This window comes from Micromonospora sp. NPDC047187, from assembly GCF_040643355.1.
In the GTDB taxonomy this organism is placed as follows: Bacteria; Actinomycetota; Actinomycetes; order Mycobacteriales; family Micromonosporaceae; genus Micromonospora; species Micromonospora salmantinae.
The window spans coordinates 1-26,176 of record NZ_JBEYUF010000019.1 but is presented as its reverse complement, the minus strand read 5'-3'; the positions used below and the strand labels follow the sequence as shown (position 1 = coordinate 26,176).

At 72.1% G+C, this 26,176-nt stretch carries 23 protein-coding genes and 1 pseudogene; 15 read left to right on the top strand and 9 right to left on the bottom strand.

Annotated elements, in window-relative coordinates:
• Nucleotides 1–6 precede the first annotated feature (6 nt).
• Nucleotides 7–1,821, bottom strand: coding sequence for an AMP-dependent synthetase/ligase (locus tag ABZ794_RS24975; protein ID WP_238690604.1), 1,815 nt, complete (start codon nt 1,819–1,821; stop codon nt 7–9).
• A 118-nt stretch (nt 1,822–1,939) separates the two neighbouring features.
• Between ABZ794_RS24975 and ABZ794_RS24970 the strand changes: the two genes are divergently transcribed.
• The 6 genes from ABZ794_RS24970 (at nt 1,940) to ABZ794_RS24945 (ending at nt 7,257) form a co-directional block, all read left to right on the top strand.
• Nucleotides 1,940–2,395: an SRPBCC family protein gene (locus ABZ794_RS24970; RefSeq protein WP_210785075.1), complete on the top strand. Its 456-nt coding sequence runs from the start codon at nt 1,940–1,942 to the stop codon at nt 2,393–2,395.
• Nucleotides 2,396–2,426: 31 nt separating this feature from the next.
• Nucleotides 2,427–3,131 (top strand): hypothetical protein, encoded by a 705-nt coding sequence (locus tag ABZ794_RS24965; protein WP_210785074.1) that lies wholly within the window; start codon nt 2,427–2,429, stop codon nt 3,129–3,131.
• Between the two features lie 76 nt (nt 3,132–3,207).
• Entirely contained in the window at nt 3,208–4,155 is a 948-nt protein-coding gene (locus tag ABZ794_RS24960) for an ROK family glucokinase (protein WP_210785073.1), read from the top strand.
• Nucleotides 4,152–4,859, top strand: coding sequence for an endonuclease/exonuclease/phosphatase family protein (locus tag ABZ794_RS24955; RefSeq protein ID WP_181518469.1), 708 nt, complete (start codon nt 4,152–4,154; stop codon nt 4,857–4,859). Before ABZ794_RS24960 ends, ABZ794_RS24955 begins: the two co-directional genes overlap by 4 nt.
• A 117-nt stretch (nt 4,860–4,976) precedes the next feature.
• Nucleotides 4,977–6,383, top strand: a complete 1,407-nt coding sequence (locus tag ABZ794_RS24950) for an NAD(P)-binding domain-containing protein (RefSeq protein ID WP_210785072.1) — start codon at nt 4,977–4,979, stop codon at nt 6,381–6,383.
• A gap of 79 nt (nt 6,384–6,462) precedes the next feature.
• Entirely contained in the window at nt 6,463–7,257 is a 795-nt protein-coding gene (locus ABZ794_RS24945; protein ID WP_357517898.1) for an alpha/beta fold hydrolase, read from the top strand.
• Nucleotides 7,258–7,276: 19 nt separating this feature from the next.
• On the opposite strand, the gene ABZ794_RS24940 is transcribed toward ABZ794_RS24945, so the two are convergent.
• Together ABZ794_RS24940 and ABZ794_RS24935 are read right to left on the bottom strand one after the other, a co-directional pair.
• Nucleotides 7,277–8,767: a trehalose-6-phosphate synthase gene (locus tag ABZ794_RS24940; protein WP_238690605.1), complete on the bottom strand. Its 1,491-nt coding sequence runs from the start codon at nt 8,765–8,767 to the stop codon at nt 7,277–7,279.
• 159 nt (nt 8,768–8,926) lie between these two features.
• The gene (locus ABZ794_RS24935) at nt 8,927–9,778 is read right to left on the bottom strand and encodes a DUF308 domain-containing protein (RefSeq protein ID WP_210785070.1); all 852 of its coding nucleotides are present in this window, start codon (nt 9,776–9,778) and stop codon (nt 8,927–8,929) included.
• Between the two features lie 327 nt (nt 9,779–10,105).
• Here ABZ794_RS24935 and ABZ794_RS24930 point away from each other — a divergent pair, with 327 nt between their 5' ends.
• The gene (locus ABZ794_RS24930) at nt 10,106–10,798 is read left to right on the top strand and encodes a lysophospholipid acyltransferase family protein (RefSeq protein WP_210785069.1); all 693 of its coding nucleotides are present in this window, start codon (nt 10,106–10,108) and stop codon (nt 10,796–10,798) included.
• Between the two features lie 28 nt (nt 10,799–10,826).
• Here ABZ794_RS24930 and ABZ794_RS24925 read toward each other — a convergent pair whose 3' ends face one another.
• Nucleotides 10,827–14,318: an adenylate/guanylate cyclase domain-containing protein gene (locus ABZ794_RS24925; RefSeq protein WP_210785100.1), complete on the bottom strand. Its 3,492-nt coding sequence runs from the start codon at nt 14,316–14,318 to the stop codon at nt 10,827–10,829.
• A gap of 137 nt (nt 14,319–14,455) precedes the next feature.
• On the opposite strand from ABZ794_RS24925, the gene ABZ794_RS24920 reads away from it, so the two are divergent.
• Nucleotides 14,456–14,713 (top strand): hypothetical protein, encoded by a 258-nt coding sequence (locus ABZ794_RS24920; protein ID WP_084597913.1) that lies wholly within the window; start codon nt 14,456–14,458, stop codon nt 14,711–14,713.
• 181 nt (nt 14,714–14,894) lie between these two features.
• On the opposite strand, the gene ABZ794_RS24915 is transcribed toward ABZ794_RS24920, so the two are convergent.
• Nucleotides 14,895–15,587, bottom strand: a complete 693-nt coding sequence (locus tag ABZ794_RS24915; protein WP_091407574.1) for a Crp/Fnr family transcriptional regulator — start codon at nt 15,585–15,587, stop codon at nt 14,895–14,897.
• Between the two features lie 269 nt (nt 15,588–15,856).
• Here ABZ794_RS24915 and ABZ794_RS24910 point away from each other — a divergent pair, with 269 nt between their 5' ends.
• The 5 genes from ABZ794_RS24910 (at nt 15,857) to ABZ794_RS24890 (ending at nt 19,416) form a co-directional block, all read left to right on the top strand.
• The gene (locus ABZ794_RS24910; protein WP_112582786.1) at nt 15,857–16,354 is read left to right on the top strand and encodes a polyadenylate-specific 3'-exoribonuclease AS; all 498 of its coding nucleotides are present in this window, start codon (nt 15,857–15,859) and stop codon (nt 16,352–16,354) included.
• A gap of 78 nt (nt 16,355–16,432) precedes the next feature.
• Entirely contained in the window at nt 16,433–16,936 is a 504-nt protein-coding gene (locus ABZ794_RS24905; RefSeq protein WP_210785068.1) for a pyridoxamine 5'-phosphate oxidase family protein, read from the top strand.
• A 162-nt stretch (nt 16,937–17,098) separates the two neighbouring features.
• On the top strand, nt 17,099–18,127 hold the full coding sequence (locus tag ABZ794_RS24900) for a 6-phosphofructokinase (protein ID WP_091408060.1): 1,029 nt from the start codon (nt 17,099–17,101) through the stop codon (nt 18,125–18,127).
• Nucleotides 18,128–18,200: 73 nt separating this feature from the next.
• A complete protein-coding gene (gene proC / locus ABZ794_RS24895; protein WP_091407583.1) occupies nt 18,201–19,019 on the top strand; it encodes a pyrroline-5-carboxylate reductase in 819 nt (272 codons plus the stop codon).
• 46 nt (nt 19,020–19,065) lie between these two features.
• Complete coding sequence (locus ABZ794_RS24890; protein WP_238690606.1) at nt 19,066–19,416, top strand: DUF2203 domain-containing protein; 351 nt, start codon at nt 19,066–19,068, stop codon at nt 19,414–19,416.
• Nucleotide 19,417: 1 nt separating this feature from the next.
• Here the strand turns inward: ABZ794_RS24890 and ABZ794_RS24885 are convergent, their stop codons facing one another.
• Complete coding sequence (locus ABZ794_RS24885) at nt 19,418–20,101, bottom strand: class F sortase (RefSeq protein ID WP_238690607.1); 684 nt, start codon at nt 20,099–20,101, stop codon at nt 19,418–19,420.
• Nucleotides 20,098–20,967, bottom strand: coding sequence for a DUF4397 domain-containing protein (locus ABZ794_RS24880; protein ID WP_210784639.1), 870 nt, complete (start codon nt 20,965–20,967; stop codon nt 20,098–20,100). Before ABZ794_RS24880 ends, ABZ794_RS24885 begins: the two co-directional genes overlap by 4 nt.
• A gap of 184 nt (nt 20,968–21,151) precedes the next feature.
• Here ABZ794_RS24880 and ABZ794_RS24875 point away from each other — a divergent pair, with 184 nt between their 5' ends.
• Nucleotides 21,152–22,753 (top strand): glycosyltransferase 87 family protein, encoded by a 1,602-nt coding sequence (locus ABZ794_RS24875; RefSeq protein WP_357517805.1) that lies wholly within the window; start codon nt 21,152–21,154, stop codon nt 22,751–22,753.
• Between the two features lie 32 nt (nt 22,754–22,785).
• On the opposite strand, the pseudogene ABZ794_RS24870 reads toward ABZ794_RS24875, so the two are convergent.
• Both ABZ794_RS24870 and ABZ794_RS24865 read right to left on the bottom strand, forming a co-directional pair.
• Nucleotides 22,786–23,511 (bottom strand): annotated as a pseudogene (locus ABZ794_RS24870) (NADPH-dependent F420 reductase); the annotation flags it as partial.
• A 281-nt stretch (nt 23,512–23,792) separates the two neighbouring features.
• A complete protein-coding gene (locus tag ABZ794_RS24865) occupies nt 23,793–24,284 on the bottom strand; it encodes a glutathione peroxidase (protein WP_357517803.1) in 492 nt (163 codons plus the stop codon).
• 167 nt (nt 24,285–24,451) lie between these two features.
• Between ABZ794_RS24865 and ABZ794_RS24860 the strand changes: the two genes are divergently transcribed.
• Nucleotides 24,452–26,077 carry a glycosyl hydrolase family 18 protein gene (locus ABZ794_RS24860; protein ID WP_238690611.1) on the top strand — a complete coding sequence of 542 codons (1,626 nt, stop codon included), beginning with the start codon at nt 24,452–24,454 and terminating at the stop codon, nt 26,075–26,077.
• Nucleotides 26,078–26,176: the final 99 nt, after the last annotated feature.

The window sequence follows — 26,176 nt, the reverse complement described above, 5'->3', positions numbered from 1 at the left end:
TGGTAGTCAGCCTCGGTAGATATCGGCGATCTCCGCCGCGTACGTCTTGTGGACAACCTGGCGCTTGACCTTGAGCGACGGGGTCAGCTCGCCGGTCGCCTCGGTGAAGTCGCGGGGCAGGACCCGGAACACCTTGATCGCCTCGGCCTTCGACACGGCCTGGTTCGCGGCGTCGACCGCGGCCTGGATCTCCTTGTGGAGACCCTCGTGCTCGCGCAGCTGCTCGACGGGGGTGTCGAGGGGCATCCCGGCGTTCTCCAGCCAGGTCGGCAGCGCCTCCTCGTCGACCGTGACCAGTGCCGCGATGAACGGCTTCCGGTCGCCGACCACGACACACTGGCTGATCAACGGGTGCGCCCGGACCAGGTCCTCGAGCACCGCCGGGGCGACGTTCTTGCCGCCGGCGGTGACGATCAGCTCCTTCTTGCGGCCGGTGATGCTCAGGTAGCCGTCGGAGTCGAGCTGGCCCAGGTCGCCGGTGCGGAACCAGCCGTCGGCGCTGATCGTCTCGGCCGTCGCGGTCTCGTTGCGCCAGTAACCCTGGAAGACCAGCTCGCCGGAGATCAGGATCTCGCCGTCGTCCTCGATCCGCACTGTCACGCCGGGCAGCGGACGGCCGACGCTGCCCATCCGGGTGCCGCTGGGCAGGTTCGCGGCGGCGGCGGGCGAGGTCTCGGTCAGGCCGTAGCCCTCCAGGACCGTCACGCCGATGCCCCGGAAGAAGTGGCCGAGCCGGGCGCCGAGTGGCGCGCCGCCGGAGATCGCGTCCCGGCACCGTCCGCCGAGCGCGGCGCGTAGCTTGCGGTAGACCAGCCGGTCGAAGACCACGTGCTGGGCGCGCAGCGCCAGGCCCGGGCCGCCCGGGGTCTCGAGCGCCTCGCTGTACGCGATGGCGACCTGCTCGGCGCGGGCGAAGATGCCGCCCTTGCCGTCCGCCTCGGCCTTCTGCTTGGCGGCGTTGTAGACCTTCTCGAACACCCGGGGTACGGAGAGCACGAAGGTCGGCCGGAACGCCTGTAGCTCGGCGACCAGGTTCCTGGTGTCGGCGCAGTGCGCCATGGTGGCTCGCGCCTGCACGACGCCGATCTGGATGAGTCGGGCGAAGGCGTGCGCCAGTGGGAGGAAGAGCAGGGTGCTCGCGCCGGCGTTGAACAGGTTCGGCAGCACCGGCACCGCGTTGGCGATGTCGGCGTACATGTTGCGGTGGGTGAGCACGCAGCCCTTGGGTCGGCCGGTGGTGCCGCTGGTGTAGATGATCGTGGCCAGGTCGCCGGCGCGGACGGCCTTGCGTCGCCGCTCGACCTCGGCCAGCTCGACAGTGGCGCCGGTGGTGACCAGCTCGTCCACCCCGCCGCTGTCGATCTGCCAGACCTGGCCCAGCTCGGGCAGCCGGTGCCGGACACCGGCGATCAGGGCGGCGTGCGCCTCGCTCTCCACCACGACGGCGACCGCGTTGGAGTCCTCGAGGATCCACGCAGCCTGCTCGGCGCTGGACGTCTCGTAGATCGGCACTGTCACCGCGCCGACGGCCCAGATCGCGTAGTCGAGCAGCGTCCACTCGTAGCGGGTGCGGCTCATCAGCCCGACCCGGACACCGGGCTCGATGCCGGCGGCGATCAGCCCGCGGGCCACTGCGGCCACCTCGTCGCGGAACTGGAGGCAGGTCACCTCGGTCCACTCGGTGACGGTGCCGTCGGTGCGCGGGGTGGGGCGGGCGAACTGGACGGTGTCGGGCGCGACTTCGGCGTTGTCCCAGACCGGATCGGTGAGGTTGGCCGCGTCGCCAACGGTGACGATCGGCGGGACGGAGAACTCGCGCACCTGCACTCCTTCGTGCTCGCACTGGCTGGACCGACCGCCGCCGTGGCGTCGGCATGTGTCGAAACCTACCCGGCGGGCGGTCGGGGTGAGACAACCAGGAGGCGGGTAGCCTCCCCCCATGGCGGACTCCTCCACCCAGTCGATCATCATCGGCGCCGCACCGGACCGGGTGACGGCGGTCATCTGCGACTTCGCGCGCTACCCGGAGTGGACCGACGCGGTGCGTCGTGCCGAGGTCGTCGAGGAGTACGAGGACGGCTACGCCAGTCAGGTGCGTTTCACCATCGACGCCGGGGTGATGGCCGACGAGTACGTGCTCGCCTACGAGTACGCCGAGGACCTGTCCCGGATCGAGTGGCACCTGGTCGCCCCCTCGAAGATGCAGAAGGCCCAGCGTGGTTCCTACGACCTGGTGGGTAACCCGGACGGCAGCACGACGGTGACCTACACGCTGGAGGTCGACCTGTCGGTCGGCATGCTCGGGATGTTTCGGCGCAAAGCCGAGAAGATGATCATGGATACCGCGTTGAAGCAGCTCAAGCGCCGGGTAGAAGCAACCGGTGCGGCGCAGTGACGTGTCCGGTGGCACGGTAGAGGAGCCGACGGTGGGCGGAACGGATCCGGGTTCGGCCCGGGAAGAGGCGGAGCGGCTGGTCGCCACCCTGTTGGCGGGGGCGCGACTGGCCTCCGCCGGCTCGGCGGGCGGCGCGTTCGGCTCGTTGGGCGGGATGCTGTCCGGTGTCCTCGGTCACAGCGCGGGCCCGGACGCCCGCTCCGGCGCCGGTGGTGCTTTCGCCACCGGTTCGGCCGAATGCTGCGTCTGTCCGGTCTGTCGGGGCATCGCCGCGTTGCGGGACCCGAGTCCGGAATTCGCCGAACGGCTCGCGACCGGCGCCGGTGACCTCGCCGCGGGCGTCGCCAGCCTGCTCCGCGCGTTCTCCCCGGCGGAACCGTCCACGCCGAGCCCCGCCGAGCCGGCCGCCGAACCGACCGCCCCGCCCTCGCCGGCACCCGCCGCGAGCACCGACGACGTGTTCCCCGAGCCACCCCCGGGCACCCCGCCCACAGCGACCGTCGACGACCACGTGTGGCGCGATGCCACCCGTACCGGGCATGATTCTCAGCCGGCGCCGGAGCGGGATGTCTGGTCGGTCGCCACCCGGACGGCGGACCCACTCGCCCCGGCCGCCGTACCACCCGTCGACGAGGCCGGGACGGCGACCGTACCGGCACCGACCACCCGTCCCGTGGTGCCCGCCTCGCGGGTGCCCGATGACGCCGACGCGGAAGCATCGGGCGACGGCGCCTGAGCGCGGGACCTTCCGACCCGGACCGGCACTGGGCCGGAACCTGGGCCGGACAGCACAGCAGAGGGGGGCGGTAGCGGTGACGCTGACCATCGGAGTCGACGTCGGTGGCACGAAGGTGGCCGGCGGTGTCGTGGACGACACCGGCACGGTCCTCGTGCAGACCCGACGGGACACTCCCGCCGATGACGTGGCCAAGACCCGCGACGTCATCATCGAGTTGGTCGGCGAGCTGGCTGCCGGGCGGACCATCGAGGCCGTCGGCATCGGCGCGGCCGGTTGGATCGACGCCAGCCGTTCGACGGTGCTCTTCGCTCCCAACCTGGCCTGGCGTGACGAACCGCTGCGTGAGTACGTCAGCGAGGCCGTCGGGCTGCCCGTGATCGTGGAGAACGACGGGAACGTCGCCGCATGGGCCGAGTTCCGTTACGGCGCGGCCCGCGACGCCGACGACTCGATGATCATGTTCACCATCGGCACCGGTGTGGGTGGCGGCATCGTCCTCGGTGGCGACCTGATGCGCGGCGCGCACGGCATCGCCGCGGAGCTGGGCCACATGCTGGCCGTCCCGGACGGACACCAGTGCGGCTGCGGCCGGCTGGGCTGCATCGAGCAGTACGCCAGCGGCAGCGCCCTGGTGCGGTTCGCGCGGGCCGGCGCCCGGCAGGAGCCCAACCGGGCCACCGCCCTGCTGAAGCTGGCCGGCGGTGAGGCCGAGGCGATCACCGGCCCGATGGTGACCGCCGCCGCGCAGGGCGGCGACCCGGTCTCCGCCGAGGCGTTCGCCCAGATCGGCCGGTGGCTGGGCACCAGCCTCGCCGACATGGCGCAGATCCTCGACCCGCAGACCCTGGTGGTCGGCGGCGGGGTGATCGACGCCGGTGACCTGCTGCTCGGTCCCACCCGCCGCTCGTACCTCGACGCGCTCGCCCAGCGTGGTCGCCTGCCGGTGGCCGAGGTGCTCCCGGCGCAGCTGGGCAACAGCGCCGGGGTGATCGGCGCCGCTGACCTGGCCCGCCGGATCTGAGGCGGTCCGGGATGGGCGTGCCGCTGCGCGTGGTGTCGTACAACATCCACAGCCAGCGCGACGACACCGCCGCGCTGGCTGCGGTGGTCCGGGCCGCGACGCCGGACGTGGTGATCGTGCAGGAGGGGCCGCGCCGGTTCCGGTGGCGACAGAAGTCCGCCACGTTGGCCGAGTCGTTCGGTCTGGTGGTGGCCGCCGGTGGGCTGCCCGCCCTGGGCAACCTGCTCCTGACCAGCCTGCGGGTCCAGGTGCTGGGCACCCGCTGTCAGCGCTTTCCGCTGACCCCCGGCCGGCACCTGCGCGGTGCCGCGTACGCCGACTGCCGGGTCGGTGACGCCCGGTTCACCCTCGCCGGCTCGCACCTGTCCACCGACCCGGCCGAGCGACCCTCCCAGGCCACCGAGTTCAAGCGTGGCCTGGACGCGGCGACCAGCCCCGTGCTGGCCGGGGCGGACCTCAACGAGGGGCCGGACGGGCCCGCCTGGGCCACCGTGTCGCGCGGGTTGACCGACGCGGCGGTGGCTGCCGACCGGGCCGAGCGGCTCACCTACTCCTGCGCCGACCCCCGCCGACGCATCGACGCGCTCTTCGTCGACCCGCGGATCACAGTTGTCGACTACGACGTGGTGGACACCCCGCAGACCCGCCGGGCCAGCGACCACTTCCCGGTCCTGGTCGACCTGCTGCTACCCGCCACCGACTGACCCCCGACGCCGGCTCGACCGTCGGCGCATCCGGCTCAGGACTGGACATCCGGCCCGGTTGTGGAGAGGATTTCGCGGCGACCGGCACGCCTGCCGTACCAAAAGGAGATGTCCCCGGTGTCCACCTCCACCGACCACGGCCGGCCCGACCCGGAGGCGACCTCGCCCGCGGCGAACAGCGACGGCCGCCCGGTCTCCGACCGGGGCGACACCGTCTGCGTCATCGGGGCCGGTGCCAGCGGCCTGACGGCCATCAAGAACCTGCGTGAGCACGGGTTCGGCGTGGACTGCTACGAGCGGGAGACGGGCGTCGGCGGCGCCTGGAACTGGCGGCACGACCGCAGCCCGGTGTACGCCAGCACCCACCTGATCTCGTCGAAGCCGTTCACCCAGTTCCCGGACTTCCCCATGCCGGACTCCTGGCCGGACTACCCGCACCACGGTCAGCTGCTGTCCTACTTCGAGCGTTACGCCGACCATTTCGACCTGCGCTCGCACATCTGGTTCGGCACCGAGGTGATCCGGGTCCAGCCCGTCGAGGGTGACCGGTGGGACGTGACCACCCGCTCCACCGGCGGGTACGGCCCCGAGCGCACCGCCCGGTACGCCGCCGTGGTGATCGCCAACGGCCACAACTGGTCGCCGAAGCTGCCCCGCTACGAGGGCCTCGAACAGTTCCGTGGCGAGATCATGCACGCCTCGTCCTACAAGGACCCGGCGCAGCTGCGCGGCAAGCGGGTGCTGGTGGTCGGCGCCGGCAACACCGGCTGCGACATCGCCGTCGAGGCCGCCCAGCAGGCGTCGCGTTGCTGGCACTCCACCCGCCGGGGCTACTGGTACGCGCCGAAGTATGTGCTCGGTCGCCCCGCCGACCAGGTCAACGACAGCCTGTTGGCGCTGCGGGTGCCGCTGCGGGTGCGGCAGTGGCTCTACCACTGGACGCTGCGGCTGACCGTCGGCGACCTGACCCGCTTCGGCCTGCCCAAGCCCGACCACCGGGTGTACGAGACGCACCCGATCGCGAACAGCCAGCTCGTGTACTACGTGGGCCACGGCGGGATCGGCCCGGTGCCGGACGTCGCCCGGTTCCACCCGTACGCCGTGGAGTTGGCCGACGGCCGCGAGATCGACCCCGAGGTGGTCGTCTTCGCCACCGGTTACCTGCCGCGCTTCGAGTTCCTCGACGCGTCGGTGTTCGGTGACAGCGCGGGCGCGGGCCGGCCCACGCTGTGGCTCAACGCGTTCACCCCCGGGCATCCGACCCTGGCCGTCGCCGGCCTGCTGCAACCGGACTCCGGGCTGTTCACCCTGTCGCACTGGCAGACGGTGCTCTTCGCCCGGCTGCTTCAGGCCCGTCGGGACCGGCCGGAACGGGCCACGGCGTTCGCGCAGCGGGTGCGGGACCGGGCGGGGGAGCGGTACTCCGGGCCGGTCAAGGACAGCAGCCGGCACTGGTTCGAGGTCGGGCACGCCGACTACCTGCGCGCCATCCAACGCGCCCTGGTCGAGCTGGAGGGCAAGTGAGCGCGAGGAGTGAGCTTGCGAGCCCCGCAGTCGCGAACGAAAGGCTGGCACGGTGAGCGCGAGTAGTGAGCTGCGGATCATGCGGGGTCGGGAGTGGTCCCGGCCGGTCCGGCCGGCCCGCCGGGAGGTGCTCAGCGCGGTCCCCGAGCTGGAGGAGGGGCGTCCGCCACTGCTGTTCGTACCTGGGTTCGGGCACGGCGCGTGGGCGTTCGCCGAGCACTGGTTGGGGCACGCGGCGTCGCGGGGGTTCCCGGCGTACGCGGTGAGCCTGCGCGGGCACGGTGGCAGCGAGCCGGCGCCGGAGGCGACGCTGCGGGCGTACGCCCACGACGTGGTCCAGGTGGCCGCGAGCCTGCCGCGGCAGGCGGTGCTGGTGGGGCACGGCGCCGGCGCCCTGGTGGTGGCGCACGCGTTGGCCCGCTACCCGGCGCGGGGCGCGGTGCTGGTGGCGCCGGTCTTCGGCGGCTGGGGAGTGCTGGGCGCGGCCCTGCGCCGCAACCCCGCGGGCACGTTGCCGGCGGTGTTCGGCGGGCCGTTGCGGCTCAACCGGGGACAGCTGTTCAGCCGCGAGTTGCCCGACGAGGAGGCCCGGCGGTATGTCGGCCGCCTCGGTCGGGCGGGTCGACGGGCGCAGTGGGCGCTGCTGGGTGAGCCGGAGGCCGAGCCGGCCGTGGGCGCGCCCACGGTGTTGGTGCTGGGCAGCCCGGACGACCGGGTGGTGCCGGCGTCGACGCTGACCCGGGTGGCCCGCCGGTACGGGTCCGCCCCGCTGCTCTTTCCCGGAATGGGCCACGACCTGATGCTGGACGCGCGGTGGGAGGAGCCGATCGACGCGATCCTGGACTGGCTGGAGAAGGAGCCGGTGGCGCACTGAGCAGCCGGGCCGTCGGCGGTCAGCCGCCGGCCTGGTGGACGGCCGGGCTGCCGGCCGGGGTGGCCGGTTGGGGCACCCGAGCGTCGGAGCCGGTGTCGGTGCTGGTCAGGCGACTGATCAGGCCGCCGCCCTCGTCCAGGGCGCGCAGGTAGGAGCGGGCCCAGGCCCGGATGTCGTGCTTGTGCAGGTGAGCGCGCATGGCTCGCATCCGCTGGGTGGTGTCGGCCGGGTCGGCCCGCAGCGCGGCGCGCAGGCCCTGCTTGAGCCCTTCCAGGTCGTGCGGGTTGACCAGGTACGCCTGGGACAGCTCGGCGGCGGTGCCGGCGAACTCGCTGAGCAGCAGCGCGCCAGTGTCGTCGACCCGCGCGGCCACGTACTCCTTGGCGACCAGGTTCATTCCGTCGCGCAACGGGGTCACCGCCATCACGTCGGCGACTCGGTAGAGCGCGGCCAGCTCGGCCCGGTCGAAGGGCTGGGTGAGGTAGTGGATCGCCGGCTCACCGACCCGGCCGAACTCGCCGTTGATCCGGCCGACTTCGCGTTCGATGCGCTCGCGCAGGATCTGGTACTGGCCGACGCGTTCCCGGCTCGGCATGGCGACCTGCACCAGCACCGTGTCGCGGACCTTGACGTCGCCGCTGGCGAGCAACTCGCTGTACGCCTTGAGGCGCTGCTCGATGCCCTTGGTGTAATCCATCCGGTCCACGCTGAGGACGACCTGCCGGGGATCGCCGAGGTCCTGACGGAGCCGGTGGGCCCGGGCGGCCACGTCCGGGCGGTCGGCGAGCGCGGCCATCTCGGCGGTGTCGATGGAGACCGGGAACGCGCCGATGCGGACGACCCGGTCGTCGATGCCGATTCGCCGGTCGGTGGCCGGCAGCTCCAGCACCCGGGTCACCAACTGGGCGAAGTTGTGCGCCGCCTGCACCCGCTGGAAGCCGACCAGGTCGGCGCCGAGCATGCCGCGCAGCAGTTCGGCCCGGCGGGGCAGTTGCATGAACAGCTCCGGCGGCGGGAACGGCACGTGCAGGAAGAACCCGATGCGCAGGTCCGGGCGGAGCGCGCGCAGCAGCCCGGGGACCAGTTGAAGGTGGTAATCCTGCACCCAGACCACCCCGCCCGGCTCGGCCACCTCCGCGGTCGCCTCGGCGAAGCGCTGGTTGACCCGCTGGTACGCCTCCCACCACCGACGGTGGTGTTGCGGCTGCTCCACGGAGTCGTGGTAGAGCGGCCAGAGGGTGGCGTTGGCGAACCCCTCGTAGTGGTCGCGCAGGTCTTCCGGGCTGAGCGCGACGGTGTGCATCCGCACGCCGTCCACGTCCGGCAGGGCGGGGGCCGGCCCGGTGCCACCGGCCCAGCCGACCCAGGTCGCCGGGGTGTGCCGCAGGAGCGGGAGCAGCGCGCTGACCAACCCGCCGGGGCTGCGCCGCCACTCGCAGGCTCCATCGGGGGCCTGATTGTCGTCGATGGGGAGGCGGTTGGCCACCACCACGAGAGAACTCTGTCGCATCTCGGGCATTCCGATCAGCAGAGGACTGACCGCCGCGAGCAAGGAAAAACCGGTCAGTCAGCGGGGGAAGTGACGTACAGCGGTATTCCTACTGACAGTAAGTTACACCACTGTTACGCCCCTGGCGGGGCGCTGCTGTCCCGGGATGCGGGCCGACCGTCAGACGACGGCGCCGTTGTCCGGGTCGTCCTCGTCCTCGTCGCCGGGGCGCAGCCGCCAGATCAGCGTGACGAAACCGGCCAGGATGCCGGTGAAGCCGAACAGCGTGACCGCGGAGCGGTCGATCGGAAGCAGCCATGGGAAGAGGAACAGCACGAACCCGACGACCACCCCGAGCACGCCGATCACCGCGTACTTGCTGACCCGCGGCAGTGGCGGCGGTGGCGGCGGGTGGTAGCCCTCGTCGTCCTCGTCGTCGGGCAGGTCGGCGCCGAAGGTGTCCAGCCCGTCCAGCAGCGACGGCTCGTCCGGGCGGGTGCCGCGCCCCACGGAGATCCCGGAGATGTCCGTCGCGGACGGCAGCCGGCGAACGTCGGTGGCGGTCGGACCGGGTTCGTCGGTGCCGGAGCGGGTCAGCGGCCCGGAGGTCGGCTCGTCCCGGCTGTCCCGTTCGTCCACGTCCTCCGAGGCCGGCCACGGGTGGTCACCGGGCGTGGAGGTGGTGTGGAAGCCCGCCACGATCCGCGCCCACTCGGCGTCGACGTCCGGTTCGTCGCGAGCCGGCGGCTGCTCCGGAGCGGTCTCGTCGGCGAGTTGGGTCAGGTAGTCCCGGGCGGTGGTCAGGTGCGAGCGGTCGACGTAGAGCCGGTCGACCGGCCGGGCCGGCACGGTCGTGGTGCGGGTGACCGGGTTGAGGTCGGCGGAGGGCTGGAGGTAGGCGGCGATCCCGCCGGCGGCCAGCACGTCGAGCAGGTGCTCACCGACGCGCGGATCGACGTCGCCGACGACGGCGTACTCGTTCGCGTCGAGCCCGTTGTCCCGCCGTCCCCGGCGGGCCCCACCCGCTGACACCCGGACATCCCCCTTAACGCGCCTGCCGGCGCGGCCACCGCTGCCCTTCGGCGCCAGTCCGCACGCCGTGCTCTGAATCGTGACACGTCAGGGCATGGTTCCGGGAGTGCGTTGTGTCGCGTCTTCCAAAGTCAGAGCCCCTGCCGCTGGTCACGGCAGGGGCTCTTTGTCGGTTTTTGCGCGACAAGTGCGATCTCGGTGATCGCGGAAGCGGCTCTATGCCTCCGCCCCCCGAACGTCGTCCGTTGTGGTGAGAGCGCTCGCTTCGTAGGCTCGGCGGCGACGACGGCTGGCGCTGTCGCGGGCACACCACGGGAAAGGACGCCGGTGCTCTACTGGCTGCTGAAGTACGTCATCCTCGGTCCGCTGCTCAAGCTGATCTTCCGCCCGCAGGTGGAGGGCCTGCGCAACGTGCCGGCGACCGGTCCGGTGATCCTGGCGAGCAACCACCTCTCCTTCTCCGACTCGATCTTCACCCCGTTGATCACCGCCCGGAAGGTCACCTTCGTCGCCAAGGCCGAGTACTTCACCGGCAAGGGGATCAAGGGCTGGCTGACCAAGATGTTCTTCGTCGGCACCGGCACGATTCCGGTGGACCGCTCCGGTGGCCGGGCCGCGCGCGCCGCCCTGGACACCCAGTTGCAGGTGCTACGGGCCGGGGGAGTGGCCGGCATCTACCCCGAGGGCACCCGCTCCCCGGACGGGCGGCTCTACCGGGGCAAGACCGGGGTGGCCCGGCTCGCCCTGGAGAGCGGTGCGCTGGTGGTGCCGGTGGCGATGCTCAACGCCGACGAGATCCAGCCGCCGGGCAAGCTCATTCCCAAGATCGACCGGGTGAGGATCCGGTTCGGGGCTCCGCTGGACTTCTCCCGCTACGCCGGGCTGGCCGGCGACCGGTTCGTCGAGCGCGCGGTCACCGACGAGATCATGTACGAGTTGATGGAGCTCTCCGGTCGGGAGTACGTGGACGTCTACGCCCAGAAGCTGAAGCAGCCCGTCCCGACGCCGCTGGCCGCCTGAGCCGCCGCCGGGCCGGCCCGCTCGCCGGTCAGGGCAGGTGGAGCAGAGCGGGGGCGTGGTGACGGGTGGCGAAGTCGTGCAGGCGGGCGCGGGTGGCCGCGGCGGCGGACGGGTCGGTCTCGGCCAGCGGGCCGATGGCCAGCGCCATCGTGATGATCTCGTCGGTCACGTCGGTCATCCGGGCGTAGCTCGTCGCCGCCGAGCGCAGCAGGTTCGCCGCGGTCGTGGCGTCCCCGGCGTGCCGGGCCAGCGTGGCGTCGGCGACCTGACCGGCGGCCCGAGCCCACGGTGTCGTCCGCGGCGCCCGGCCGAGCATCTGCCGGACCAGCCGGGCCGCGTCCGCGCCGAGCACCCCGGCGACGTGGCCGACGGCCGGCACCCACTCCGCGAACGGAATCATCCGGGTCCGTTGCCAGTCCTCGTCCAGCTCGGTGAGCAGCGCCATCGCCTCGTCCCGGCGGCCCTGCACCGCCCGGCAGAGGGCGGCGTGCGCCAGGGTGGAGCGCAGCACCCGGTGGAATCCGCTGCGCCGCGCCGCGACCAACGCCTGCTCGACCAGATCCCCACCCGGTCCGTCCGACCCCGCGGTCTCGTCGGGCCGGTCGGGGCCGACCAGCTCGGCTCCGGCCAGCCCCCGCATCCAACCCGAGACCGCCACGATGTGCAGATCCCACTCCGCGGTCGGCCGTCGGGTCGACTCCGCCGCCATCGCCAGCGCCGCCGTCCAGTCACCCGCGTAGTACGACCGCGCCCACTGGTCGGCGAAGCTGGTGGCCAGGCTGTGCTCGCCGCCCAGGTCGAGGGTGAGCTGCTCGTCGACCAACCGGGCCGAGCCGGCCAGGTCGCCCTCCTCCTGCAACGCCCAGGCCAGGTTCTGCACCGCCCGGCGCCGGCTGGTCAGCCGCTCCACCCGGCAGTGCTCGGTCACCTCCGCCAGCTCCGGGAACGCCTCGGCGGAGCCGGCGAGGTAGCGCGCCACGGCCAGGGTGATCCGCGCGTTGGCCTGGACCTCGCGCAGCTGGAGCCGCTCGGCGAGGGCCCCTGCCGCCCGCGCCGCCGTGCACGCCGGCTCGGTCTCCGCGTTGAGCATGTGCACCCGGGCCAGCTCCAGCAGGGCGCCCGCCTTCTCCTGACTGTCCGGTAGGTCGCTGTAGATGCCGATCGCCTGGTCCAGGCAGTGCAGGGTCGCCGACCGGTCGGCCCGACTCCAGGCGGCGGTGGCGAGCAGCGTCCAGGCGCGCGCCGCCCCCGTCCGGTCGCCGCTCGTGGTGAGCCGGTCGGCCAGCCTGGTGAGGGTGTCAGTGCCCCCCGCCACCAGGAAGGCGTCACCGTCCCGATAGAACGCCAGCTCGGCGTCGAACAGCTCCAGCGCCGGGTCCGGCCCGACGTCCAGGGCCAGCGCCCGGCCGACCAGCGCGGCGGCGGTGTCCAGCGCGTGCAGCTCGTACGCGCGGCGGGCCGCCCGGTGCAGCGCGGCCCGCGCCGAGGGGGCGTAGGGGGCGGTGTCCAACCCGACCGTCCGGGCGATCTCGTGGGCCGCCCAGCGATGGTTGGCCAGCACCTCGGCCAGGTCGTACTGCCGGCCGTCGGTGAGCTGTGCCATCCAGTCGGCGGTGCGGTGGTGGCGCAGCACCCGTTCGGCCCTGGGCAGCCGCTGGTAGCAGACGTCGCGCACCAGAATGTGCCGGAACCGGTACTCGGACTGGCCGGGCATCGTCGACGTGCTCTGCTCGTACACCAGGTCGCGACGTTGCAGGCGGTCCAGCGCACGCTCCACCCACTCCACCGGCCGTCCCAACGCCATCGCCACCGGCGCGGCCCAGAACACCACGCCGACCACGGCGGCGGCCTGGAGCACCGCCCGGTCGGCCGGGTCCAGCAGGTCGAGCCGGTTGGCGATGACCGCCTGTACGGTGCGGGGCATCTCCGCGCCACCGTCGAGGTCGGGGCGCGCGGCCGAACCGACCGCGTCGAGCAGGCCGCCGTCCAGCAGCATCCGGGCGTACTCCTGGGCGTAGAGCGGGTTGCCGTCGGCGAACTCGATCAGTGGGGTACGCGAGCTGGACGGCAGCGTCAGCTGCCCGAGGAGCAGCGAGTAGAGCGTGTCGATGTCGGTGTCGTGCATCGGCGGCACCGAGATCGACATCGCGCCACTGATCGTGCCGGTCCAGGCCGGGTGCCGTTCCCGCAGCTCCGGCCGGGCGGTAGCGACGACCAGCAGCGGCACGCCGCGCGCCGACGCGCCCAACTGCTCGACGAAGGCGAGCATCGCCTGGTCGGCCCAGTGCATGTCCTCGAAGACCAGCACGGTCGGGCCGGTGGTCGCCAGGGCGAGCAAAAACCGCCGCCAGGCGGCCTCGGTCTCGCCGGGGGTGAGCCGTTCGCCCGGTACGCCGATCAGCGGCCCGAGCGCCTCGGCCAACCGGGTCGCGTGCGGGTCGGCGAGCTGCCCCAGCCGGGACCGCAGCCGCTCGCGCAGCGCGGCCGGGTCGTCGACCTCCGGCACGCCCACCCAGGTCTTCACGATGTCCGACAGGGCGGCCCAGGTGACGTTCTCGCCGAACGGCGGGCACTGCCCGACGAGCCAGGTGATCGGCGGGCCGGGCACGCTGCCGGCGTGCCGGGCCAGTTCGCGCAGCAACCGGCTCTTGCCCACACCGGCCGGGCCGAACACCGTCACCAACTGGGAGGTCCGCTCGGTCACCATCCGGTGCAGCGCGTTGACCAGCAGACCGCGCTCGTGTTCCCGGTCCACCATCGGGGTCAGTTCGGCGCCGCGCGGGTCCCGGTGTGGTCGCACCTGGACGGCCAGCCAGATCCGGCTCACCGCGGACCGGCCGCGCAGGGTGACCGGTGGTTGGTCGGCGTACTCCATCTCGTGTCGGGTGGCCGACCAGGTGCTCTCGTCGACGACGACACCGCCCGGCGGGGCGAACCCCTGCAGGCGCGAGGCCGTGTTGACCACGTCTCCGGTCACGAAGGCCTGCCCACCGTCGCGGGTGGCGGAGAGGTCGACCAGGGCCTCGCCGGTCGCGATGCCGACCCGGAAGCTCAGCGGCGGCTGCGGACCGGCGGGCTGGCGGGCCAGGTTCCGTTGCAGCTCCAGGCCGGCGCGGACGCACCGCAACGCGTCGTTGTCGGTGGCCACCGGCGCGCCGAACAGCGCCATCGCCGCGTCGCCGATGTACTTCTCGACCACCCCGCCGTACTGGTGCACGATCCGGCGCACCGTGGCGAAGTAGGTCTGTTGCAGACTGCGGGCCTGCTCCGGGTCGGTCCGCTCCGCGTAGCTGGTGAAGTCCACGATGTCGACGAAGAGCACGCTGACCTGACGCCGATCCTCCTGCACCGCGACGGCGTGGTCCCGCAGCGGTTGACCGCAGCTGGTGCAGAAGTTGACCTCGGTGCTGTTGGCATGCCCGCAGTGCGCACAGTTGACCCCGAGCGGCTGGCCACACCCGCCGCAGAAGCGGTCGTCCGGCCCGGCCGCGCGTGCGCAGTGTCCACACTTGAGGTCGATGTTCAGCTCCGTGGGCGAAAGAGGTCAGTATCGCGGCCGGTCGACCCAGTCGGGTACCCGACGTGCGGGCGGGCAACGGCATCGATCGGTCGGGGTTAGTGTTCCGTACCAGGAAGTTTCATGTCAGGGAGAGTGCCGTGCAGGTACGACTGTCCGCCTCGTGGACCGATCCGGGTGGCACGCTGTGGGCGCCGGGGGACACGATCGACGTCGATGCTGTCACTCTCGCCGAACTGGAGGAGCAGGGCATGGTGGAAGAGCCTGAGGGTCAGTCGGGCGGGTCGGGGGAGACCACGACCACCTCGTCGAGCACGTCCACGGCTGGTAAGCCGACCGATCCGAAGAAGATCGGGCCGGGGCCGGGTGCGCCGCCGGCCGACAGCACGGAGAACTGAACGCCCGGGTGCGGTCGGCGGGCCATCGGTCCACCGGCCGCACCCGTCTGTCCTGCACGTTCGTTGATGCCGGTTGCCAGTGGCGGCCGGCATCAGCCGTGGGTACGGGTGGGCCGGCGCCGGGTGACGGCCGTCCAGATCGGACGCCCGACCGTCGACGAAACCGGGGCGGGCCGGTCGGTCAGCGGTCGGCCATGCCGGCGCGGCGGCGCAGCGCGGCCACGTCGGTCACCACGATCCGGCGGCCCTCGGTGCGCAGCCAGCCACGGCTGGCGAACGAGCCGATCGCCTGGTTGACGCTCTGCCGGGAACCACCGGCCATCTCGGCCAACTGACTCTGGTTGAGCTCGATCGTGATCATCGGTGCCTGGCTCTCGCCGGCCAACCGCACCAGCGTCTTCGCCACCCGACCGGGCAGGTCGAGGAAGACGTGGTCGGCGTTCTGCTCGGTGAGCCGGCGGATCAGCCCGCCCAGTGAGCGCATCACCGCGTCCAGGATGCGGGGGTTGGAGTGCACCAACTCCATGAAGGCGCCCCGCGAGAGCGCGAGCGCCGCGCAGTCCTCGATGGCCTCCGCCGAGGCGGACCGGGTGGACGCGTCGAGCAGGGAGACCTCACCGAGCACGTCCGGCGGACGGATAACCGACAGCACGGCCCGCTCGCCGGTGGGTGCGGTGCGAAAGACCGCCACCGCGCCGCGGCGCAGCACGATCAGGGACTCGCCGGGGTCGTTCTCCACGAAGAGCAGTTGGCCCTTGCGGTAGGTGCGCGGAACGGCGGCGGCGATGACACGCTGCCGTACCTCGGGCTCCAGCCCGGCGAACATCTCGACACCCGTGAGCGCGTCACCCGGCTCCGGCAGGCGAACCTCCACGGCCCAACCCCTCCCCCGGTCATGGACCACAACTCGCTCACCGGGCGAACCTGATGGGCCCCGACAAGGTGAACTGACACCGATTCGGCGTCCGGTAGCGGTACACATCAGATCATGACGGTCCGGTCGCTTGCTGTACACCCCTCGAAGCACTTCCGTGACCGTCACGAGCTGCGACGTGCCGTTCACGAGGTGTCGCCGGAGCTGGGTCGACGCCCGGACGGGCCCCGCCGGGCGCGGCCGTGCGGCGGTGGGCGAGGATGCCCGGAATGGTCTACCGCTATTTCTACGACTGCGAGTTCATCGAGGACGGGACGACCGTCGACCTCGTCTCGATCGGTGTCGTCGACGAGTACGGCCGCGAGTTCTACGCGGTCTCCACCGAGTTCGACGACTCCCGCGCCGTGCCCTGGGTCCGACGCAACGTGCTGGACAAGCTGCCCTCCCCGGCGGACCGGGCCTGGCGCTCGCGTGAGCGCATCCGCGACGACCTGTACGACTTCCTGGTCGAGCCGATCCGGGACCGGCCGGGGGAGCAGTTGGAGCTGTGGGCCTGGTTCGCCGCGTACGACCACGTGGTGCTCGCCCAGCTCTGGGGCGCGATGCCGGCGCTGCCCCGGGAGATTCCCCGCTACACCAAGGAGCTGCGGCAGCTCTGGGACGACCGGGGCCGGCCGCCCCTGCCGGACGCGGACGCGGCCCGGCACGACGCTCTGGTCGACGCCCGGCACAATCTGGCCCGCTGGCGGGCGATGACCGCCCGCTGAGCGGTGGCCGCGCCGCCGTAGGTTTGACCGGTTCTGTCCCGGGCATCGGTTCGACCAGCCGAGCCGAGGGAGATTGCCATGAGCGACCAGCCGAGCAACGCCGCGGAGGCACGCGCCCGGGTCACCGGCCTGGCCCGGGCCGCGCGGATCTGCATGCTCACCACTACCGCTCTGGACGGGCGGCAGGTGAGTCGACCGATGGGGCTCCAGGAGGCCGAGTTCGACGGCGAGCTGTGGTTCTTCGCCTACGCCGACTCGGCCAAGGTCCGCCAGATCCGGGTGAACCCGGAGGTCAACGTCGCTTTCTCCGACCAGAAGCACAACGCGTGGGTGTCGATCTCCGGCACCGCCACCGAGGGGTTCGACCGGGCCCGGGCCGAGCGGCTGTGGAACCCGCTGCTCAAGGCGTGGTTCCCCGACGGGCTGGACACGTCCGGTCTCACGCTGATCAAGGTGCACGCCAGCTCCGCCGAGTACTGGGACTCGCCGAACAGCACTGTGGTGAACCTGCTCGACTACGCGAGGGCCGCGGTCACCGGCCGGCCACCGAAGGCCGGCGAGAACCACGAGGTGACCTACTGACCGGGGGTGGGTGCCCGGGGCGCGCTGTCGTCGTACTGGCGGGCCGACTACAGTTCGCAGTGACGGCCCGCCCCGGGCCGGCAACGGCGCCGATGGTCTGACCTGACACATACCCTGGGGCATATCGGGCTTTACCTGATGCTCCAGGAGGATGAGCGGATCATGCGTATCGGCGTGCTCACCGGCGGCGGCGACTGCCCCGGTCTCAACGCGGTCATCCGGGCGGTGGTCCGCAAGGGCGTCGCCACTTACGGTCACGAGTTCGTGGGTTTCCGGGACGGCTGGAAGGGCCCGCTCGAGGGCCTGTCCCGGCCGCTGGACATCGCCGACGTCCGCGGCATCCTGCCCCGCGGCGGCACCATCCTCGGCTCGTCCCGGACCAACCCGTTCAAGATCGAGAACGGCGTCGAGCGGATCAAGGACAACCTCGCCGCCCAGGGCGTGGACGCGCTGATCGCGATCGGCGGCGAGGACACCCTCGGCGTTGCCACCAAGCTCTACGAGCTGGGCGTGCACGTCGTCGGCGTGCCGAAGACGATCGACAACGACCTCGGCGCCACCGACTACACCTTCGGCTTCGACACCGCGGTCAACATCGCGATGGAGGCCATCGACCGGCTGCACACCACAGCGGAGAGCCACCACCGCACCCTGGTCGTCGAGGTGATGGGCCGGCACGCCGGCTGGATCGCCCTGCACGCCGGCCTGGCCGGCGGCGCCAACGTGATCCTGCTGCCCGAGCGTCAGTTCGACGTCGACCAGGTGGCCGGCTACGTCGAGAAGCGCTTCCAGCACCAGTACGCCCCGATCGTCGTGGTCGCCGAGGGCGCCCAGCCGCTCGACGGCCAGATGGTCCTCGCCAACCAGGAGCTCGACTCGTTCGGCCACGTCCGCCTCGGCGGCATCGGCCAGTGGCTCGCCGAGCAGTTGGAGGCCAAGACCGGCAAGGAGGCCCGCACCGTGGTGCTGGGCCACATCCAGCGCGGTGGCACCCCGACCGCCTTCGACCGGGTGCTCGCCACCCGCCTGGGCCTGCAGGCCATCGACGCCGTCAACGACGGCGACTGGGGCAAGATGGTCGCGATGCAGAGCACCGACATCGTCCGGGTGCCCCTCGCCGAGGCCACCCGCGAGCTGAAGACCGTGCCGCTGGAGCGGTACGCCGAGGCCGAGGTCTTCTTCGGCAGCTGATCGATCGTCGGCGGCGCGGCGGGCCTGCGGGTCCGCCGCGCCGCGACCCAAGGCGAGGGGGGTACGGGCCGACATGTCAGCCGGAGTGCACACGGTCGCGGTGATCGGCGCGGGCAAGATCGGTGAGCTGATGCTCTCCGGGCTGCTGCGCTCGGGATGGCCGGTGGACCGGCTGCTGGCCACCGCCCGCCGACCCGCTCGCGCCGAGGAGTTGACCGCTCGGTACGGCGTACGGGTGGTCGACAACCTGACCGCTGTGGACGAGGCCGCGGTGCTCGCGGTCTCGGTCAAGCCGCAGGACGCCGCCGCGCTCCTCGACGAGATCGGCCCCAAGGTGCCGGCCGACAAGCTCGTCATCTCGCTCTGCGCAGGTCTGCCCACCAGCTTCTTCAGCCGCCGGTTGCCCGAGGGCACCCCCGTGGTGCGGGTGATGACCAACACCCCGGCGCTGGTCGACGAGGCGATGACCGCGATCTCCGCCGGCGCGCACGCCACCGGGGCGCACCTCACGCTGGCCGAGGAGATGTTCAAGCCGCTCGGCCAGACGATCCGGGTGCCCGAATCGCAGCAGGACGCGGTCACCGCGCTCTCCGGCTCCGGCCCGGCCTACTTCTACCTGCTGGTCGAAGCCATGATCGACGCGGGGATCCTGCTCGGGCTGCCCCGTCAGGTGGCGCACGAGTTGATCGTGCAGACCGCGATCGGGTCGGCGGTGATGCTGCGCGACTCCGGCGAGCACCCGGTCAAGCTGCGCGAGGCGGTCACCTCGCCGGCCGGCACCACCATCTCCGCCATTCGTGAGCTGGAGAAGCACGGCGTACGCGCGGCGCTGCTCGCCGCGCTGGAGGCCGCCCGGGATCGCGCCCGCGAGCTGGCGGCACAGGCCGACTGAGCGGTCGGGGCGCGTCGCCGGACCGGGTGTGCCGCATACTGGCTCGGTGTTCACACTTGCCCAGGCCCGGCACCTGGTGGCCACCCTGCAGCCGCGCGTCGACGAGTTGATCCGGGTCCGGGCCGACCTGGCCGAGTTGCGCGCCGACCTGACCGACCACGGCGTGAGCGCGCTCGGCGGGCTGGCCGAGGTCAAGGCGCTGGAAGCTCGGCTGCACGCCGTCGTCGACGAGCTGCACCAGCACGACATCCAGGTCAAGGGCATCGCCCCGGTGCTGCTCGACTTTCCCGGCGAGCGGGCCGGCCGTGCCGTGCTCTGGTGCTGGCTGGAGGGCGACTCCGACGTGCGCTGGTACCACCGGGCCGAGTGCGGCTTCGCCGGCCGCCGCCCCCTCTGACTCAGCCCGCGGCGGACGTCGGCAGGACCGGGTCGGGGGCCTCGGTCACCGCGAACACCACCACGTTGTCGACGTAGTGGCCCTGCCGCCGGTCGAAGTCACCCCCGCAGGTGACCAGGCGCAGCTCCGCCCCGGGTGTCGGGCCATAGACCACGGCAGTCGGAAACTGGTCCTTGCGGGTACGCAGCGACCCGGTCACCCGGAAGGGCAACCGCTGCCCGCCGCGCCACACCTCCACCAGGTCGCCGGGCCGTAGCTCGCCGAGCCGGGCGAAGACCGCCGGGCCGCGTCGTGAGTCCAGGTGCCCGGCGAGTACGGCCGGGCCGGTGTCGCCAGGGGCCGGGCCGCCGCCGTACCAGCCGGCGGTGTGGAAGTCGCTCGGCGGAATCAGCACGCCGGCGCGGTCCAGGCCCAGCACGGTGAGCGGTGAGTCGACGTCGATGCGCGGTACGCGTACCCGCGTGGGTGGACCGTGTGGCGTGGGCGCGGCGGCCACCGACGGGCAGTCCTCGCCGCAGCCGGGGTGCCAGCTCGCCACCGGCGGTGGCGGGCCGGTGGTGGCCAGCCCCAGCCCGACGCCGGTGCCGGCGGCCAGGCAGACCGCCGCGCTGGCCGCGATCAGCGCGGCCAGCGGTATCCGGCGCTCACGGTGCCGCCGGATCGACGGGTCCGGCCCGGCGCTCACCAGGTGGTGCGCCGCCGCCGACGCCAGAGCAGCAGGGCCACCGCGCCGGCCGCCGCGGCCAGACCGCCGGCCACCAGGGGGTACGCGTCGAGCCCGGCCCCGGCGGTGCCTCCGGCGCCGGTGTCCACCCCGCCGGCCGGTACGACGGTGCCGCCCTCGGCGTCGCGGCGCAGCTCGGCGGTGAGCCCGCCCTGTTTCGCGTCGAGCACCAGCAGCGAGTAGACCGCGCCGCCGGTGAGCCGCACCTCGGCTTCGGTGCTCGGCCCGCCGGCACCCGTCAGTTTCAGCCGCCAACTGCCCGGCTCGACCTGCTGGTAGTCGGTCGTCGTGGCGAACTGCACCCCGTCGGCGATCATCGGGCCGTCGGCGGCGGCCACGTCGAGCACCGGGGTCCGCACCGACGCCTGTACGACCCGCACCTTGGCGCGGCCGTCGGTGGGGGCGCTGAGATCGTCGTTGAGCACCCGCAGTCCGAGGTCGGCGTGCCGGCCGACACCGGCCACCGTGAAGGCGTCCCCGCTGGTCACCGCGACCTCGGTGGTCAGTACCGGGGGGTCGCTGGCGGGGGCGCCGGCCTCGCGCATGGCCACGGCGTAGCGGCCCGGCGCGAGTTCGAGGTAGTCGGAGACCACGCCGTAACCGACGCCGGGGAAGACCTGCGGCTTCGCCGCGCCTGGCGCGGCAAGGTAGACGTCCACAGCCGGGGTGTCCGGGGAGAGGTGCGCGAGCCGGACGTATCCGACGGTGTCCGCGCCGGTCGCGGCGTTCGCCGGAATCGGAATGGCGGCGGTGGCGAGGGCGGTGCCGAGCAGGAGCGCGCCGGAACCGGCCAACAGCCGGCGGGGCACGGTACGGAGCGTGTGCATGTCGCCTCCGGGGGCACGTTCGGTGAGCGGGCGGCAACCCAGAGCACAGGGTCCCGTGAACAGGACTGCGGCGCAAGTTGCCACAGCGATGTTTTCGTCGGCTGTCACTACCGATCGCAAAGGGAGCCCCCGCGTCCGCCGCTACGGGGCACTCGGGAGCGTCGTGGTCGCCTATTCTCGGGCGATGCGGGATCGCCGGGTGGCGCTGGCGTGGGCGGCCTTCGTCGTCGTCGCGCTGGTGTCCTGTGTGCTCGTTCTACGCCGTCCGGATCGCCTCTCCGACCTGCACATCTACTACGGCGCGCTGTCCGACCTGCACGCCGGCAAGCCGCTGTACGGGTATGTGGCGGAGAACGGCGGTCCGTTCACCTATCCGCCGTTCGCCGCTCTCGTGCTGTGGCCGATCACCGCCGTCAGCGAGGGCGTACTCCAGGGGATCTGGCTGGTCGCGACGTGCGCGGCGGTCGTCGCCATCGCCGGGTCGGTGGGTGTCGCGCTGACCACCCGACGTTCCCGGCGTCCGCTCGTCGTGGCGCTGGCGGCCACCGTGCTGATGCTCTCCGCGCCGGTGCAGAGCAACCTACGCTTCGGGCAGGTCAGCATCTTCATCGTGTTGATGGCGCTGCTCGACGGGCTGGGCGTCGTCCCACCCCGACTGCGCGGGACGCTGGTCGGGGTGGCCGCGGCGATCAAGCTCACCCCACTGCTGTTCGTGGTCTACTTCCTCGCCGTCGGGCGCTACCGTGACGCCGGTCGGTCGGCGGCCGCGTTCGTGGCCTGCGCCGGGCTCGCCGCGATCGTGCTGCCCCGGGAGAGTTGGTCCTACTGGACCGAGACCGTGCGGCAGACCTCGCGCATCGGCAATCTGTCCTCGTTGGGCAACCAGTCCCTGCACGGAATGTTGCTGCGCGTCGGCGTCGACGAGACGGCGCTGCCAGTGCTCTGGGCCGCCATGGTGGCACTGATCTGCGTGGCGGCGCTGCTGCGGGCCCGGCAGTTGACGCGGCAGGGCTGCCCCGGGCACGCCGCCGTGCTCGTCGGCTGCGCCACAGTGGCCGCGTCCCCGGTTTCCTGGACCCACCACCAGGTGTGGCCGGTGCTCGCCGCGATGCTGCTGATCGGCGCCTCCGGCATTACCCAGCGGGTCGCCGGCGCGGCGCTGCTCGCCGCCATGGTCGTCTCGTTGGGCGCGGCGCTCAGCCCGATCTCGACGCGGCCGGGGGTGCAGTTCCTCTTCGAGAACGCCCGTGCCGTCGGGGTGTGCCTCCTGTGCCTGGTCGGCTTCGGCGGTGTCGCCGTCGCCGCCCAGCGCACGAGCAGACGACCGGCCGCCGGCCGTGCCTGGCTGCGGGTGGGCGTCACTGCCACGGTGGCGGTCGCGTTCTTCGCCGTGCAGCCGCTGCCGGCCGGAGCGGACCCCACCTTCAAGGCGTACACCCTCGACGACGTGGTCAACCCGCGATACTTCTTCGTCTGCCGTGGTCCGGCCGAATGCGCCGCCTACGCCACCGAGGTGCCGGTCACCTTCGGCACCCGCGCCGAGAAGACCAAGGTCCGGGTCAACGGCGTGGTCTCCCCGCAGGTCAGCCGCCTGGAGTACTACTCCGCGCCGGGTGGAGCACCCCGGGCCATTCCGCTGCTCGCCGCGTACCCGGGTTCGCGTACCTTCTCGTTCCGGTCGGCGACGATGGCCCACGGTCGGCTCGTCGCGTACGCCTCGGACGGGCAGCAGATCGCCAGCTACGACGACGAGCTCGCCGCCGCCCTCCGCACGACCAGCCGGTAAGTGATCGCCGGCAGGGCGGCGGCCGGCTTTGCTCAGCGGGTGGCGGCGGCCAGGGCGGCGCGCAGCTTCGCGGCGTCGCCTGGGGCCGGGTGCTCCCAGTCGGTCGGGCTCGCGGAGTAGAGCGTGCCGTACGCCGGGGTGTCCGGCTGGTAGCGCCACCCCTCGGCCAGTGGGCCGACGTCCACCGCGTCGTAGCCGATCCGGTCCAGGAAGGCGGTCACCTCGGCCTTCGCGGCGGCGTCGTCACCGGCGATCGCGAGGGCGCTGCGGTCGGCCGCACCGGTTGGCCGGGGGAGGGCGGCCAGGCCCTTGAAGTTGATGTTGTTGAAGACCTTGACCACCCGCGAGTCCGGCAGGTGGCGCTGGAGCAACTCGCTGCTGGTGGTCTCGCCGGAGTCCAGCTCCGGGAAGGTGCCATCGCGCTGCGGGTAGTAGTTGTTGGTGTCGATGACGACCTTGCCGGCCAGCGGTTCCACTGGCACCGCGCGGTACGCCTTCAGCGGCACGCTGACCACCACCAGGTCACCGACCTGCGCCGCGTCCCGCGTGGTGCCGGCGCTGGCGTGCTCGCCCAGGGTCTCCACCAGGTCGGTGAGGGTCTCCGGGCCCCGCGAGTTGCTCAGCACCACGTCGTAGCCGGCGTCGACGGCCAGCCGGGCCACGGTGCCGCCGATGTTGCCACTGCCGATCAGTCCCACAGTTGTCATGCTCGTTCCCAACTCCGTCCACCCACGACGCGTTCCCCATCTGCCTGGTGGTTTTTTTCGGTCTGTCCGCCGCCGGGCGACTGCTCAGGCTGCTCGCGACCTTCGCCGTCCACGGCGGGCGCCTGGGTGGCGCCGTGAGTTCGTCCTGCACAACGTACTGCCCACGTTGGTCGCCGACCGGCTCTCCCGGGAGGTGCCACTCTCCGGTGACGAGCGGTTCGTGCCGGCTGCCGTGCGGCGTCGACCAGGCATGATCGCGCTGGATCCGGGATGTAGTGGCATCCGAGAACTTCGAGCGTGATCGAGGCGACGCCGTGCAGCGCCCCGGGGTGTCAGGGGGTGGGGAGGGCCTTCTCGATGGCTGAGCGCAGGTCGTCGGAGTCGGGCGCGACAGTGGGGGCGAAGCGGGCGGCGACCGAGCCGTCCGGGGCCACCAGGAACTTCTCGAAGTTCCAGCGCACGTCACCGGTGTGCCCGTCGGCGTCCGGGGTGTCCACGAGCGCGGCGTAGAGCGGGTGCCGGTCGGGGCCGTTGACGTCGACCTTCTCGGTCAGCGGAAAGGTGACCCCGTAGTTGACCTGGCAGAAGTCGCTGATCTCGGCGGCGCTGCCCGGCTCCTGCCCGGCGAACTGGTTGCACGGCACGCCGAGCACCACGAGGCCCTGGTCGGCGTAGGAGTCGGCGAGCGTCTGGAGGCCGGCGTACTGCGGGGTGAGGCCGCAGCGGGAGGCCACGTTGACGACCAGCAACGCCTTGCCGCTGTGGCGGGCCAGGTCGGCGGGGCCGCCGCTGAGGGCGTCGATCGAGATGTCGAAGACGGTCATGGGCCGAGGTTACGCGCCGGCCGGGTGTCGACCCGGGGTGGGCGCAGCGTACGCACTCCGTGCACCAGGAGAAATCGAAACATGCGCATCTTGACGAACTGATGACAGCGTGAGTACCGTCTCACCATCGCTTTTGGAAAGTTTCCTAACAGTTCGGGAGACGCCTCATGAAAAGATCGCTCCGCCGGGCCCTCTGGGCCGGTGCCGTGGTCGCCGTGACCGTCGCAGCGGTGCCGGTGACCACCGCGTTCGGCGCCGGCACGGTCACCACCACCTTCACCAAGGCGCAGGACTGGGGGACCGGTCACGAGACGAGGGTGACCGTCACCAACGGCTCCAGCGCCACTGTCAGCACCTGGCGCATCGAGTTCGACCTGCCGTCGGGCACCACCATCAGCAGCGCGTGGGACGCCGACGTCACCAGCAGCGGCAACCACTACGTCGCGGTCAAGAAGAGCTGGGCCGGCGGCATCGCCCCCGGCGCCTCGTTCAGCTGGGGCTACAACGGCAGCGGCGCCTACAAGGCACCGCTGAACTGCACCATCAACGGTGCCGCGTGCGGCGGCGGGACGACCCCGCCGACCACCACTCCGCCGACCACCACCCCACCGACGACGACGCCGCCCACCACCCCTCCGCCCACCACGCCACCGCCGACCACCAACCCGCCGAACCCGGGCGGCAAGAAGATCGTCGGTTACTTCGCCGAGTGGGGCGTCTACGGGCGCAACTACCACGTCAAGAACATCCAGACCAGCGGCTCGGCCGCCAAGCTGACCCACATCCTGTACGCCTTCGGCAACACCACCGGTGGCCGTTGCGCCATCGGTGACAGCTACGCCGACTACGAGAAGGCGTACACCGCGGCGGAGAGCGTGGACGGCGTCGCCGACACGTGGGACCAGCCGCTGCGCGGCAGCTTCAACCAGCTGCGCAAGCTCAAGCAGCTGAACCCGCACCTCAAGGTGATCTGGTCGTTCGGTGGCTGGACCTGGTCCGGTGGCTTCACCCAGGCCGCGCAGAACCCGGCCGCGTTCGCCGAGAGCTGCTACAACCTGGTCGAGGACCCGCGCTGGGCGGACGTCTTCGACGGCATCGACGTCGACTGGGAGTACCCCAACGCCTGCGGTCTGAGCTGTGACAGCAGCGGCCCGAACGCGTTCAAGAACGTGATCAGCGCCCTGCGGTCGAAGTTCGGGTCCAGTGCCCTGGTCACCGCCGCCATCACCGCGGACGGCAGCAACGGCGGCAAGATCGACGCCACCGACTACGCCGGCGCCATCGGCAACCTCAACTGGCTGATGCCGATGACGTACGACTACTTCGGCGCGTTCGCCGCCCAGGGTCCGACGGCGCCGCACTCACCGCTCACCTCGTACACCGGCATCCCGCAGCAGGGCTTCAACTCCGACGCGGCGATCCAGAAGCTCAAGAGCAAGGGCGTCCCGGCCAACAAGCTGCTGCTCGGCATCGGGTTCTACGGTCGGGGCTGGACCGGTGTCACCCAGGCCGCTCCGGGTGGCAGCGCCACCGGCGCGGCGCCGGGCACCTACGAGGCCGGCATCGAGGACTACAAGGTCCTCAAGAACACCTGCCCGGCCACCGGCACCATCGCCGGCACCGCGTACGCCAAGTGCGGCAGCAACTGGTGGAGCTACGACACCCCGTCGACCATCAACGGCAAGATGACGTACGCGAACAACCAGGGCCTCGGTGGCGCGTTCTTCTGGGAGCTCTCCGGTGACACGAGCAACGGCGAGCTCATCGGCGCCATCAAGGGCGGTCTCGGCTGAGCCGAGGGCCGACGCACCACCCACACGGCGGGAAGGGGCCCGCACCGTCCCTTCCCGCCCGTGACACAGCGGCCCGGTCGACGCCCAGCGTCGACCGGG